13 protein-coding genes and 1 riboswitch are annotated in these 14322 nt (G+C 32.7%); of the genes, 11 read left to right on the top strand and 2 right to left on the bottom strand.

Annotated elements, in window-relative coordinates; translation table 11 throughout:
* Window positions 1–155 precede the first annotated feature (155 nt).
* Window positions 156–1094, bottom strand: coding sequence for a sirohydrochlorin cobaltochelatase (locus tag QZ286_RS03240; RefSeq protein ID WP_291255548.1), 939 nt, complete (start codon window positions 1092–1094; stop codon window positions 156–158).
* A 100-nt stretch (window positions 1095–1194) separates the two neighbouring features.
* Window positions 1195–1370: riboswitch (cobalamin riboswitch) on the bottom strand.
* Window positions 1371–1506: 136 nt separating this feature from the next.
* Here QZ286_RS03240 and QZ286_RS03235 point away from each other — a divergent pair.
* The 11 genes from QZ286_RS03235 (at window position 1507) to QZ286_RS03185 (ending at window position 13746) form a co-directional block, all read left to right on the top strand.
* On the top strand, window positions 1507–2403 hold the full coding sequence (locus tag QZ286_RS03235) for an ABC transporter substrate-binding protein (RefSeq protein ID WP_291255547.1): 897 nt from the start codon (window positions 1507–1509) through the stop codon (window positions 2401–2403).
* A 25-nt stretch (window positions 2404–2428) separates the two neighbouring features.
* Window positions 2429–3376 (top strand): iron ABC transporter permease, encoded by a 948-nt coding sequence (locus QZ286_RS03230; protein WP_291255546.1) that lies wholly within the window; start codon window positions 2429–2431, stop codon window positions 3374–3376.
* 1 nt (window position 3377) lies between these two features.
* Window positions 3378–4157, top strand: a complete 780-nt coding sequence (locus QZ286_RS03225) for an ABC transporter ATP-binding protein (protein ID WP_291255545.1) — start codon at window positions 3378–3380, stop codon at window positions 4155–4157.
* 63 nt (window positions 4158–4220) lie between these two features.
* Window positions 4221–5192 carry a thiamine ABC transporter substrate-binding protein gene (locus tag QZ286_RS03220; protein ID WP_291255544.1) on the top strand — a complete coding sequence of 324 codons (972 nt, stop codon included), beginning with the start codon at window positions 4221–4223 and terminating at the stop codon, window positions 5190–5192.
* Window positions 5193–5466: 274 nt separating this feature from the next.
* A complete protein-coding gene (gene pyrB / locus QZ286_RS03215; RefSeq protein ID WP_291255543.1) occupies window positions 5467–6534 on the top strand; it encodes an aspartate carbamoyltransferase in 1068 nt (355 codons plus the stop codon).
* A 34-nt stretch (window positions 6535–6568) separates the two neighbouring features.
* Window positions 6569–7375, top strand: a complete 807-nt coding sequence (locus QZ286_RS03210) for a dihydroorotate dehydrogenase electron transfer subunit (protein ID WP_291255542.1) — start codon at window positions 6569–6571, stop codon at window positions 7373–7375.
* Between the two features lie 16 nt (window positions 7376–7391).
* Window positions 7392–8309, top strand: coding sequence for a dihydroorotate dehydrogenase (locus QZ286_RS03205; protein WP_291255541.1), 918 nt, complete (start codon window positions 7392–7394; stop codon window positions 8307–8309).
* A 43-nt stretch (window positions 8310–8352) separates the two neighbouring features.
* A complete protein-coding gene (gene pyrF / locus QZ286_RS03200; protein ID WP_291255540.1) occupies window positions 8353–9081 on the top strand; it encodes an orotidine-5'-phosphate decarboxylase in 729 nt (242 codons plus the stop codon).
* Complete coding sequence (locus tag QZ286_RS03195; RefSeq protein WP_291255539.1) at window positions 9075–10286, top strand: dihydroorotase family protein; 1212 nt, start codon at window positions 9075–9077, stop codon at window positions 10284–10286. The genes pyrF and QZ286_RS03195 overlap by 7 nt, the downstream gene beginning before the upstream one ends.
* A complete protein-coding gene (gene pyrE / locus QZ286_RS03190; RefSeq protein WP_291255538.1) occupies window positions 10279–10902 on the top strand; it encodes an orotate phosphoribosyltransferase in 624 nt (207 codons plus the stop codon). Before QZ286_RS03195 ends, pyrE begins: the two co-directional genes overlap by 8 nt.
* A 249-nt stretch (window positions 10903–11151) precedes the next feature.
* Window positions 11152–13746: a cation-translocating P-type ATPase gene (locus QZ286_RS03185; protein ID WP_291255537.1), complete on the top strand. Its 2595-nt coding sequence runs from the start codon at window positions 11152–11154 to the stop codon at window positions 13744–13746.
* A 44-nt stretch (window positions 13747–13790) separates the two neighbouring features.
* Here QZ286_RS03185 and QZ286_RS03180 read toward each other — a convergent pair whose 3' ends face one another.
* Window positions 13791–14108 (bottom strand): hypothetical protein, encoded by a 318-nt coding sequence (locus QZ286_RS03180; protein ID WP_291255536.1) that lies wholly within the window; start codon window positions 14106–14108, stop codon window positions 13791–13793.
* Between the last annotated feature and the right edge of the window lie 214 nt (window positions 14109–14322).

Raw genomic sequence — 14322 nt, 5'->3', positions numbered from 1 at the left:
AGTTAAGATAATTGCATTCTAAAATGGAGCTGTGATAGATTGATGAGTAAAATCATTGATCTACACGGCTCTTTTTTAAGTTGCTAGGGAAATAAAAAAAGACTGTTAAGTTAGAAAGTCTAACCAACAGTCTTAAATCTTTTAGTAAAATCTAATTAGTCTTTATCATTAGAATATTGAACTTTTTTAGCTGCCATATCCTCTTTCTCATGGTGACTTACAAATTTTAAGTGGTCAACATAGATATTTTGAATATCTTCATTTTGTCCAAGTCCCATTAATATAACTTTAGATACAGTGAATCCAGCTTTTTGTAGCTCTTCATTCCACTCACCAGCTATATCATTTCTAGCGTGATCTCCAGCAACGAACATAAATGGCATAAGGATAACATCCTTAACTCCTCTATCTTTTAATTTTTTAACAACATTATCAAACTCTGGGTATCCTTCTACAGTACCAACAGCATAGTTGTCATATCCTTCAGCAGAGAATACATAGTCCATCATTGCATAAGCAGATCCACCAAAGTGAGGTGTTCCATGTCCTACTAATACTACACCTTGATCTTTTTTAAGAGGACCGATTTTTTTAGCAATAGCTTTTGCAACGTTCTCATAGTCTTGGTGATCAGTTAATAGAGGAGCACCAACTCTAATATCTTTAAATGAATCGCTGTAAGAAGCGATCTCTTTACTTAGGTTTTCACTCTCTACTCCATTCATAACGTTAGTACCTTGTACTAAGATATGAGTATATCCTTCAGCTTTTAATTGATCTAAAACTTCTTGAGGGTTTAATTTTACAATTCCTCTATCTTTTAATCTTCTCATAATAATTCTAGAAGTATAAGCTTCTTTAACATCTACATTTTTAAATTCTTTTTTAACTTTGTCATTGATTCTATCAATAGTTAAAGCTCTAGTGTCATCAAAAGTAGTACCAAAGTGTACCATTAAGATAGCAGCCTTATCATCTTTTTTCATTCCATCAAAAAAATCTTTGTCCACAAATCCTCCATCTGAATGTGCTAATGCCACAGCTCCATTAACTAATAGCATTGAGCTTAAAAATAGTTTTGTAATTGTTCTCATAAAATTCCTCCTAATTAATTTAGGGGCAAAAAAATCCCCACTTTTTTTGGGGGACAGGTAAATTGCTCTATTGATAGAGTAATATCCTTGTCCTCGCAAGATATTAAATAACGTATAAGGCTGGTCTCCTGACTTAACTTCAACTTACTAGGTAAACCTTCCCAATTGCTCAGTGGTATCTTTACCGTTCATCAGTAACACAGTGGCGGGACCGTGGAGGAATAAACCTCTCTTCCCAATTAATCTCCAAAGAGAACCTTAAAACAATATTTTGTTCTAATATCAATATACTATGTTTATTTTAAAAAGTCAATAGTGAATGTTATAAAATGTAAAACAATAAATTATGATTGACAAAGGATAAATTAAATAATAGAATTTATATGATTAATGATAAATAGGAGATGTAAAGATGAAGAGTTTAAAAATAATATGTATATTTATACTTACAGCCTTTATTGCATTAGGGGGGGAGAGTTTTTATATTAAACAGGGAAATGAAGAGTTAAAGCTTGATTATACGCCTAAAAAAGTTATAACAGATTCAGCAATTTTATCAAGATTTTTTGATGCTTTACAGATAGATTTAGTGGGAGTACCAAACTCATCTACAAGAATTCCTAAAAGATATGATAAGAGTGAAAGAATAGGAAAATCAGGAATGCCAGATTTAGAAAAAGTAAAATCTTTAGGGACAGACCTAGTTGTAGCTACACTATTTTCTAAGAACAATATTAAGCCTAAATATGATATGCTAAATATACCAAGTTTTTATATGGAAGTTGAAACTTATGCACAATCCAAAGAGGCAGTTGAGATTTTGGGAAGAGCATTTCATAGAGAGGAGAGAGCCAAAGAGATACTAAATGATTGGGACAGAAGAGAGAGTATCTTAATAGAGAAGGCAAGTAAACAGCAAGGGAAAAAAATTGCAATCATCTATGGGAATGGAGAGAGTTTCTTTATGACTGGAAAGCAACATTTTTTAGAGGAGCTTATAGAGAAGATAAACTGTGAAAACGTGGTTACTTCATTGGATAAAAACTCCACAGATAAAAAATCTGTTCCATTTAGTCTAGAACAGTTAGTACTTTTAAATCCAGATATTATTTTGATAATGCCAAATAGCAAAACTAAGAATGGAGAGGTTTTTAAAGAGAGCTTTAAAACAAATTCTATATGGAAGTTGACTACTGCTTACAAGAATGATGCTATCCATATAATTGATCCAACACTGTTTAGAATGAGTGCTGGAGTTAATTCAATTGATGCTTTAGAGGAGTTATATAGATATGTCTATGGTGAATAGGAAAACTTTTATTATTTTATTTTCAATGCTAATTTTAGTTATGATATCTCTATTTTCTGTGAGATTTGGGAGTGTTAATTTTGAATTGCAAGAGATAATTAAGGCTCTTTTTATCAAGGGTTACAACAATGAGATATTAAAATCAATACTCTGGGATATTCGTATTCCTAGAATATTAATAGCCTTGATGGTTGGTTGTAATCTCTCTTTGGCTGGGGTACTTTTACAAGCAGTTATGAAAAATCCATTGGCAGATCCAGGATTGACAGGAGTTTCAGCAGGTGCTAGTGTTTCAGCTTTGATTGTTATGATAATTTTTCCAAATGCAATGCTATTTATGAATCTGACAGCATTTATAGGGGGAGCTTTAGCCTGTGCTTTAGTATTTTTATTAGCTTGGAAGAAGGGGTTAAAACCTCTGAGAGTTATTTTGGCTGGAGTGGCAGTAAACTCTATATTGGGAAGTATTACAGGGCTTATGTTCATACTTTTTAGTGATGAGATACAAGGGGTACTCTCTTGGTTAAACGGGAGCTTGAATGGAAAGAATTGGAATCATGTATATGGAATTTTCCCCTATACAGTAGTAGGAATAGCTGGGGCTATGACATTGATAAGAGATGCTAATATCCTACAACTGGGGGATAACTTTGCTATTAACTTAGGTTTTAATATTCCAAGAAAGAGATTGAAACTATCTCTTTTTGCCTGTTTTTTAACGGGGATATCAGTTGCAAATGTTGGTTTGATAGGGTTTGTGGGATTGATAGTTCCACATATGGCAAGAATGATAATAGGATCTGATCATCTTTATCTACTTCCATTTTCCTCAATATTAGGAGCTATTGTTTTAGTGTTGGCAGATACGATTTCAAGGACACTCTTTGCTCCTATTGAGATTCCAGCTGGAATAGTAATGGCTGTAATTGGAGTGCCATTTTTCCTATATTTACTAAGAAAGACAGGGGATTGATATGTACATAATAAATGGAGAAAATATAGAGATTGCTTATGAAAAAAATATGGTTATTAAGGGGATTGATCTCACTATAAAAAAAGGGGAGATATTGAGTATACTCGGTACTAATGGTTGTGGAAAATCTACTCTACTAAAGGCTATATCGAGAGTTATACCATATAAAAGTGGAACAATATCATTGGAAGGTGAGATTATTCATAACATAAAGAGTAAGGAGTTTGCTAAAAAACTTGCTTTTGTATCTCAAAATAATGAGATTCCAGATGACATAACTGTGGAAGCTTTTATAAAGTATGGGAGAATGCCTCATAAGAGATGGTATGAAGTATTGAATAAAGAGGATGATGAGATAGTTGCTTGGGCAATGCAAATGTGTAAGATAGAGAAGTTTAAAGATAGAAAGGTTATGAGTCTATCTGGAGGAGAGAGACAAAAAGTTTGGATAGCTATGGTACTTGCTCAAAAAACACCAGTCTTACTCCTAGATGAACCAACTACATATTTAGATATATGTCATCAATTTGAGATAATGGAGTTAGTGAGGGAGCTAAATAGGGAGCTAAATATAACTATAGTTATGGTTCTTCACGATCTAAATCAAGCATCTCAATACAGTGATAGAGTCTTAGTATTAAAAGATGGGAAAAAATATGCTGAAGGGGTCACTGGAGAGGTACTCACTCCAAAGCTTGTAAGAGAGGTATATAGAGTTGAGAGTGAGGTTGAAGTTCAAAATAATCTGCCATATTTTAAGCTTAAAGGGATAGTAAAATAGGTTACATTTTTTGCAAAATAGTAGGAGTTGTAGTATAATATATTAAATAATGAGGAGGAAAAAATGAAAAAGATTTTATTATGTAGTTTGATTTTAGGAGCAACAACAATAGTTAGTGCTGAAGAGATAACTGTCTATGGACCTAGCTCTATGAAGTGGATAGAGAAAAAATATGGAAGTATATTTCAAAAGGAAACGGGAGATACAATAAAATTTATAGCTATAGATGGAATAGTTGGAAGATTGAAATTGGAGAAAAAGAATCCTAAAGCTGACGTAGTAGTAGGACTTACTGAACTTACAACTGAAATGGCTAGAAGGGATAATCTAATTCTGCCATATACACCTAAAAATATAGGGAATATAACTAATGAAAAATTTAAAATGAACAGCGACTATGTAACACCTTTAGATTATGGATTATTAGCTATAAACTATAACAAAGAGCAGATAAAAAATCCACCTAAAAATCTAAAAGAGCTTGGAGAGATGAGTAAAAAACTTATGGTAGAGAATCCAAAAGTATCTATTACAGGAGAAGAGGCTTTACAGTGGAGTGTGGCTTTATATGGAGATAATTGGATAGAGTTTTGGAAGGAGTTAAAACCAGCTGTTTATAGTGTAGAACCAGGTTGGAGTGAGGCTTTTGCTAAATTCTCAGCTGGAGAGGCTCCAATGATGATAGGATATGCAACAAGTAATCTATTTTTTACAGGAGAGGATTCAGCTAAATATGATAGTTTCTTATTGGAAGAGGGAAGCTTTATGTATCAAGAGGGAGGAGCTCTTGTAAATAAAAAAGAGGTAAAAGAGGGAGCTAAAAAGTTTATGGAGAGAATCTTATCAGATGACTTCCAAAAGATTATGAGTGAGAAAAACTATATGTTCCCAGTTACAAATGTTGAGATAGATAAAAGCTTTGAAAATGTACCAACTACTGATAAAACAGTAAAACTTTCTAAAGAGCAGATAGATAAACTTATTGATAATCTAGACGAATATAAGAAGGAGTTAATCACTGTTTTAAAAGATTAATAAAAAAAATAATATTCTTAAAATTCTTACTTGAAAAAATATGAAAAGTATGATAGAATAGCAAAGATATATGTAGAAAGTAAGGAGGAATAGTGATGAGATATTTCATAGATAAATTTAAAAAAGTATACTCTATTTCTGTTTTATTTTCTAATTGTTTTATATTTTTTAGAAATTATATTGTAAACATAGATATTAAAGGAATGAACGCTGTTTTTTAAACAGCTACATTCCTTTTTTTATGCTTGTCTAATTTAAACAGGAGGGAGTAGAAATGAGAGATTTCATATCTATTAAAGATTTAACAAAAGAGGAAATATTAGAGGTACTAGAAGTTGCCAATGAACTTTCACAAAAAGCAGAACCAGAGTTGGCTAAAGGAAAGATTGTAGGAAGCCTTTTCTTTGAACCTTCAACTAGAACTAGATTATCTTTTACATCAGCAGCATATAGATTGGGAGCTCAAGTGTTAGGATTTGATTCTCCAGATGCTACTTCACTAAAAAAAGGTGAATCGCTGAGAGATACAGTTAAAATGGTAGAAGCTTATTCAGATATAATTGTGATGAGACACTATATAGAAGGGGCAGCAAAATTTGCTTCGGAAGTTTCTAAAAATCCTGTTATAAATGCTGGAGATGGATCAAATGAGCATCCAAGTCAGACACTTTTAGACTTATTTACAATAAAAAAAGAGTTGGGAAGAATAGAAAATATTAAGATCGCCTTTGTTGGAGATTTAAAATATGGAAGAACAGTACACTCTTTAACAAAAGCCTTGGAGATGTTCAATGGTGAGTTCTACTTTGTGGCACCAGAATCTATACAGATTCCTGAATATATTACAAAGGAGCTAGATCAGAAGGGAATGAAATATCATATCTGCTCTGAATACGAAGAGGTTTTAAATGAGATAGATGTACTATATATGACTAGAATTCAAAAAGAGAGATTTGATGATATAGAGAAGTATAACAAAGTAAGTGGAGTATATAAAATATCAAGAGATACAATCTTAAATAAGTGCCAAGAGCATATGATAATACTTCATCCACTACCTAGAGTTGACGAGATCAACATTGATTTAGATGATACAAAACATGCTCTATATTTTAAACAAGCTGCAAATGGTGTTCCTACAAGAGAGGCTATGTATGCTTTAGCAATGGGATTAAAAGAGTCAAAAGCTCCTGCTAAAGAGAGCGAAGATGAGATAGAAGAGCACTTTTTATCTGTTTGTAAAAATCCTAAGTGTGTAACACATTTTGAAGAGACAGGAAATAAAGTAGTAGTTAAGGATTTTGGAAAGTTCTGTTACTACTGTGGAAAAGAGATAAAATAATTAATTAATTTATATATAAATATTGGGAGGAGAAATGTTTTTAGAAAATTGTGAAATTTTAGAAAATAGATTAGTTGCTGGACATAACTATCTTATGAGAGTTAGAGGGGACAAGACAATTGATCCAGCAAAAGCAGGACAGTTTTATATGTTACAATGTAAAAATGGATTTTATTTTTTAAAAAGACCAATAAGTTTACACTATGTTGACAAGGAGAAAAGAGAGCTTGAGTTCTATTATGAAGTAAAAGGTGGAGGAACAAAGGATCTAGCTTCTATGAAAGTTGGAGAGATAATAAATATTCAAGGTCCTTTAGGAACAGGATTTTCTACTGATATGAAAGATCAAGAGTTATTAGTAGTAGGTGGTGGAATGGGAATGGCTCCTATGAAATTACTTATTGAAGCTCTATCTAAGAGCAATAAAGTTACTTTTATAGCTGGTGGAAGAGATGGAGTTGCTATGGAGATAATGTCTAATTTCTCTTTAGATGGAATAGAGACTCATATTACAACAGATGATGGATCAGTTGGAACAAAGGGAAATGTAATAGTTAAGATGGAAGAACTGATGAAAGACAAGAGATTTGATATGGTATTTACTTGTGGACCTCAAAAAATGATGGAAGCTGTAGCTAAAACTGCTAAAAAGTATAGCACAAAATGTGAGATATCATTAGAGGCTAGAATGGCTTGTGGAGTAAAAGCTTGTGTAGGGTGTTCTATAAAAACTAAAGTTGGAATGAAAAAGGTTTGTCATGATGGACCTGTATTTGATTCTGAAACTATTGTAGATTTTGATCCTGTTTTAGAAAAAACTGAAACTTGTTGTGGAAACTAATTTATTGGAGGAAAAGATGAGCAGATTACAAACTAAATTTTTAGGTGTAGATTTTAAGAATCCTATAGTGACATCATCTGGTTGCTTTGGATTTGGACTTGAGTATAAAGAGTATTTTGATCCTAATATCCTTGGAGGGATAGGGATAAAAGGGCTTACTGTAGAGCCAAGAGATGGAAATTATGGAACTAGAATAGCTGAGACTCCTGCAGGAATGTTAAACTGTGTTGGATTAGAAAATCCAGGAATAGATTATTTTGAATCACATATTTTACCAGATATGCAAGCTAATGGAATTACCACTAATATAATTGCTAATATCAATGGAAAAACAGTGGAAGAGTATGTAGAGATAGCTAAAAGAGTTGATAAGATTCCAGAAATAGCTGTAGTTGAATTGAATATCTCTTGTCCAAATGTAAAAGATGGAGGGATGGCTTTTGGTGCTAATCCAGAGGTTGCAGCAAGAGTAACAAGAGAGGTAAGAAAAGTTACATCAAAACCATTAGTTGTAAAATTATCTCCAAATGTAACAGATATAGCAAGTATAGCTAAAATAGTAGAGGAAAATGGAGCAGATGCAGTTTCACTTATAAATACTCTACTAGGAATGGTAATAGATATTAGGACTAAAAAACCTGTATTGGGAAATACTTTTGGAGGATTCTCAGGTCCAGCGGTAAAACCAGTGGCAGTAAGAATGGTGTATCAAGTATATAAAGCTGTAAATATTCCAATAATTGGTATGGGTGGAATCTCATGTGTAGAGGATGCTCTTGAGTTTATAATGGCAGGAGCTTCTATGATATCAATAGGATCAGCAATATTCTCAAATCCTATGTTAGCTGTGGAGATTGAGCAGGGATTACAAAAGTACTGTGAAGAGAATGGAATAGAAAATATAAATGAGTTAGTGGGAATAGCTCATAGATAGTGGTTATAGAATATAGATTAAGTAGTAAAAAGGAGATTGATTTATGTATACAGCAAAGGATAGAATGATAATAGCTTTAGATTTTCCAACAGCAGATCAAGCTAAAGAGTTAGTTGAGAAAATAGGAGAGGGAGCAACTTTTTATAAAGTTGGATTGGAGCTTTTCTTAAACTCAAAGGGAGAGATAATAGAGTATCTTTCAGCTAAGGGAAAGAAGGTTTTCTTAGACCTTAAATTCCATGATATTCCAAATACGACAGCAATGGCATCTGTGTTTGCTGCTAAGCAAAATGTATTTATGTTCAATGTACATGCAAGTGGTGGAAAGAAAATGATGTCTAAAGTGGCTGAAGAGGTTAAGAAGGTAAATGAGGAGAACTTAGTAATAGGTGTAACAGTTCTTACAAGTTTATCAGCTGAAGATGTGGAAGAGACTTTCCAATCTAAATTATCATTGGCAGAGTTAGCTCTAAACTGGGCAAAATTAGTAAAAACATCTGGATTAGATGGAGTAGTATGTTCTCCTTGGGAAGCAAAACTTATAAAAGAGACTTGTGGAAAAGAGTTTAAAACTGTTTGTCCAGGAGTAAGACCTAAGTGGGCAGCAACTAATGATCAAGAGAGAATAATGACTCCAAAAGATGCAATAATAAATGGATGCGACTTCTTAGTAGTTGGAAGACCAATAACTAAAAATGAAGATCCAGCAAAAGCGGCAGAATTAATTGAGGCAGAAATCTTAGAAGGAATGAAAGAGGCAGGTCTATGTTAATAAAAAACTGTAGAATCTTAATTGATGGTAAGGAAGAAATTACAGATATATTGATAGCAGATGGAAAAATTATAGAGATAGCTCCTAATATTGTAGGAAATGTTGAAATACTAGATGCAGAGGGAAAACTTGTAATCCCAGGAATTATAGATGCTCATTGCCATATGAGAGATCCTGGACTTACTCAAAAAGAGGATTTTATGACTGGAAGTATGGCGTGTGCTAAGGGTGGAGTTACCACTTTTATTGATATGCCAAATACAGTTCCAGCAGTTATTACTTCAAAAATATTAAAAGATAAGAAAAATATGATGGTTGGAAAATCATATGTGGATTATGGTTTTAATTTTGGTGGAAGTAGAAATGATAACAGTGAAGAGATTAAAAAAATTTTTGATGAAGTAGCGTCAACAAAGATATTTTTAAATATGTCAACTGGAGATATGTTGATAACTGAAAATCAAACTATTGAAAATATATTTAAGGAATCAAAAATAGTATCAGTTCACGCAGAGGAAGAGATGGTAGCTAAAGCTCTTGAGCTTTGTGAAAAATATGATAAGCCACTATACTTATGCCACCTGTCTAAAGCTAGTGAAGCTAAGATGTTAAGGGAAGCAAAAGCAAGGGGATTAAAAGTGTTTGGAGAGGTGACACCACACCACCTTTTCTTAAATGAAGATGATGTAAAGTCTAGTGAAAGAAATTCAATGCTTTTAAGAATGAAGCCAGAGCTAAAGAGTAAAGAGGATAATGAGGAGCTATGGAGAGCATTGGCAGATGGGACTATTGATACAATAGGAACAGATCACGCACCGCACTTGATAGAGGAAAAATTAGCAAAATTGACTTTTGGTATACCTGGAGTAGAAAACTCTCTTGAGATGATGCTAAGAGGTGTAGATGAAGGTAAGATAAGTTTAAAAAGATTGATTGAAGTTATGTGTGAAAATCCAGCTAAGATATTTAAGATAGAGAATAAAGGAAAAATAGAAGTTGGCTATGATGCTGACTTGATTATAGTGGATAGAGAGGACAAATCACCTATAAAAGATGAAACAGTTATAAGTAAGGCGAGCTGGACCCCTTATGAATCATTTAATAAAGGTGGTAGCGTTTTTGCAACACTATTAAGAGGTCAAATAATATATTTAAATAAACAATTTTATGGAAAATATGGGAGGGAAATTAAGTATTATGAGTAGAGCAAAAGATGTAGCAAAATCATTATTAGGAACAGGAGCAGTAAAATTAAATGTAAAAGAGCCATTTACATTTGTATCAGGAATTAAAAGTCCTATTTATTGTGACAATAGAAAGATGATTGGATATCCAGTTGAAAGACAAGTAGTAGTTGATGAGTTTGTAAAAAAATTATCTGAGAAAGAGTTTGATGTAGTAGCAGGAACAGCTACTGCAGGAATTCCTTGGGCAGCATTTATAGCTATGGCTATGAACAAACCAATGAGTTATATAAGAGGAGAAAAGAAAGCTCACGGAGCAGGAAGACAGATTGAAGGAGCAGATTTCCAAGGTAAGAAAGTAATAGTTATTGAGGATTTAATCTCTACTGGTGGAAGTTCAATCAAAGCTGTTGAAGCTGCAAGAAATGAGGGAGCAACAGAGGTAGAAGTAGTTTCTATATTCTCTTATGAATTTGATAAAGCTTATAAAAACTTTGCAGAAAAAAATATTAAATGGGAATCTTTATCAAACTTTACAGCTTTATTAGAGTTAGCTAAAGAGGAGAACTATTTAACAGAGGAAGAGGTTGAAATAGCAGCTTCTTGGAATAAAAATACTGACACTTGGGGAAGATAGAAAATAAAATATTGACTTTTAGATAAAGTTATGATAATATCATACTGTAAAAGTTAATAATATCTTTCTTATATTGAAAGGGAGTAGTTGAAAATATAGTATCAACATCACGAAACCACGGGTTCTCTGGTACTGTATACCTAATGGGTAACAAGACTTTTAATATAGAGTTTTTGCTCTATATTAAAAGTCTTTTTTTATTAGAGAATAGATAAGAAAAATAGGAACAAAAAAGTAGAAGGAGGATTTATGAAAAATTATTTTTCAAAATCAAAAGATGAAATTTTTAAGGAGTTTCAAGTGACAGAAGATGGTCTTACAACAGCAGAGGCTCAAGAGAGAATTAAAAAATATGGAAAAAATCAGTTGAATGAAGATGAAAAAGTGAGTAATCTTGTTGTTTTTTTATCACAGTTTAAGGATTTTTTAGTAATTATTCTTATCATAGCTTCAATTATTTCAGCAGTATCTGGGAATATAGAGAGTACAATTGTTATTTTAACAGTAATAGTAATCAATGCTATACTTGGAACAATTCAACATATTAAAGCTGAAGAATCTATAAATAGCTTGAAAAATCTCTCATCTCCTAAGACAAAGGTATTAAGAGATGGAGAAAAGAGAGAGCTTTCTTCAGAGGAGATAGTTCCTGGAGATATCATCTTTATAGAAGCAGGAGATCTAGTACCAGTTGATGGTAGAGTTATAGATAGTTTTTCACTCCTTGTTAATGAGAGTTCACTTACTGGAGAATCAGAGGGAATAGAGAAAAAAAGTGATGTGATTGTGGCAGATAATCTAGCTTTGGGAGATCAGAAAAATATGATATTTTCTGGGAGTTTAGTAAGTTATGGTAGAGGAGTAGTATTGGTAACTTCTACAGGTATGAATACTGAACTTGGAAAAATAGCTAAGTTATTGAAAGATACTAAAGAGAAGACAACACCACTTCAAGTTTCATTGGACAATTTTGGAAAAAAATTATCAATTGGAATTATTGTATTGTGTGGTTTGATTTTTATGATAAATCTATTCCATGGTGTAAATGTGTTAGATTCATTGATGTTTGCTGTAGCTCTAGCAGTAGCAGCTATTCCAGAGGCTCTTAGTTCAATTGTAACTATAGTTCTTGCTATTGGTACACAGAAGCTTTCTAAAGAGAATGCAATTATAAAAAATTTAAAATCAGTAGAAGCCTTAGGTTGTGTAGGTGTTATATGTTCTGATAAAACAGGAACATTGACTCAAAATAAGATGACTGTAAAAAAAGTGTATGTAAATGGAAGAGTATTGGAAGAGAATGGTTTAGATTCAAAGAGAGAGACAGAAAATTTGGTGTTGAAGGAGAGTATACTTTGTAATGATGCTACAAATGAGGTAGGAGATCCTACAGAGATAGCACTTATCAATTTAGCTGAAAATTATAATTTTAACTATAAAGAGCTAAAGGAAAGATATCCACGTATATCTGAGATCCCATTTGATTCAGATAGAAAACTTATGAGTACAGTTCATAAGATAGATGGAAAAATTGTTATGTTTACAAAGGGAGCATTAGATTCACTACTTCCAAGAGTAAATTCTATTATGCATGGAAATGAGATCAGAGAGATCAATGCAAATGACAAAAAAGAGATAGAAAATATAAATACTATATTTGCTGAAACAGGTTTGAGAGTACTAACTTATGCTTACAAGATATTAGACTCTGAAAAAGAGATAAGTCTAGAAGATGAAACAGGATATATATTTGTAGCTCTTATTGGAATGATCGATCCACCGAGATTAGAGTCTAAAGAAGCTGTAGAGAAGTGTATATTAGCTGGGATAAAACCAGTGATGATAACAGGAGATCACAAGGTTACTGCTAGAACAATAGCTAAAGAGATTGGAATATATAGAGATGGAGATAATGTTTTAGAAGGAATTGATGTTGAGAAGATGTCTGACGAGGAATTGAGAGAAAAAGTAGCTCAAACATCAGTTTATGCAAGAGTTTCTCCAGAGCATAAGATAAGAATTGTAACAGCTTGGCAATCTTTAGGAAAGATCTGTGCTATGACTGGTGATGGGGTAAATGATGCTCCAGCTCTAAAAAGAGCAGATATAGGAATTGCTATGGGAATTACTGGAACTGAAGTTTCAAAAGATGCAGCATCTATGATACTGGCTGACGATAATTTCTCAACAATAGTCAAGGCAATAACAACAGGAAGAAACATATATGCTAATATAAAAAATTCAATTAGATTTTTACTTTCTGGAAATACAGCAGCTATATTGGCAGTTATCTATGCATCATTTGCAGGATTACCTGTAATTTTTGCTCCAGTACATCTATTGTTTATAAATTTACTTACTGATAGTCTACCAGCTATTGCTATTGGAATGGAGCCCTCACAGGGAGAGGTATTAAAAGATAAACCAAGAGACCCTAAAGAGCCTATATTGACTCAGGGATTATCTATGAGAATTTTAGGAGAGGGATTTCTTATTGCTACTTGTGTTATCATTGGATTCTACTTTGGATTTGGAAGTATGAAAGATGCTTTAAAAGGTAGTACAATGGCTTTTGCTGTACTATGTCTAGCAAGATTATTCCATGGATTCAACTGTAGAGGAAATAGCTCAATATTTGGATTGGGATTGATGAGTAATCCATTCTCACTAATAGCTTTCGGAATAGGTTTTGTGCTATTGAATGGAGTTCTTATGTTAACTAGCTTACACTCTATATTTGAAGTTGCTCCTTTAGGAACAAATGATTTAATTCTAATCTATGTTCTTGCTTTTATTCCAACACTTATAATTCAAGTATTAAAGTATACAAAATATAGAAGATAAAATAATAAGGGGTCAGTTATAATAATTAACTGACCTCTTTTTATTTACCACCAGTGGTGATGTCTTCCCAGTCTATATCCACCATAGCCTACTCCACCTATTATGATAGTATTTATTAGGTTATCTCTTCTTCTTTCAGCTAAAGCTCTCTCATAGGCTAACTTCTTCTCATAATCTAGTTTTTCTCTTTCAAGTTTTAGTTTTTCTTCAGTGTAGTAAAGTTGTATCTCCTCTGGAGAGGGTAGATTTCTTTGAATCTCTTTTTCTCTATTTTCAGCTACTAATTTTTTGTATTGGTTGTACTTCTCTACCTTATCTTCAACACTCTTATCATTGGAAAATGACAAAACTGTTAAGGTCAAAAATAAGATTTTTATTATAAGATTTCTTATATCACTCACCTCCTAGTGAACCTCTCCCACTTAAAATTACTTAGTAATTTTTGAAGTGGGAGCTTCTTCTTGGGAAATAGTTGCTTTTGTTAGCCAACTATATTTACCAAGCTATCCCCGTAGTTCCTACGGTTCTTTTTATTTTTAGACAACTTGTCTTATTCTTAGTCCTTCAGCTAGTATA

The organism is Fusobacterium sp. (assembly GCF_019012925.1).
In the GTDB taxonomy this organism is placed as follows: domain Bacteria; phylum Fusobacteriota; class Fusobacteriia; order Fusobacteriales; family Fusobacteriaceae; genus Fusobacterium_A.
This window is presented reverse-complemented; position numbering and strand designations above follow the sequence as displayed.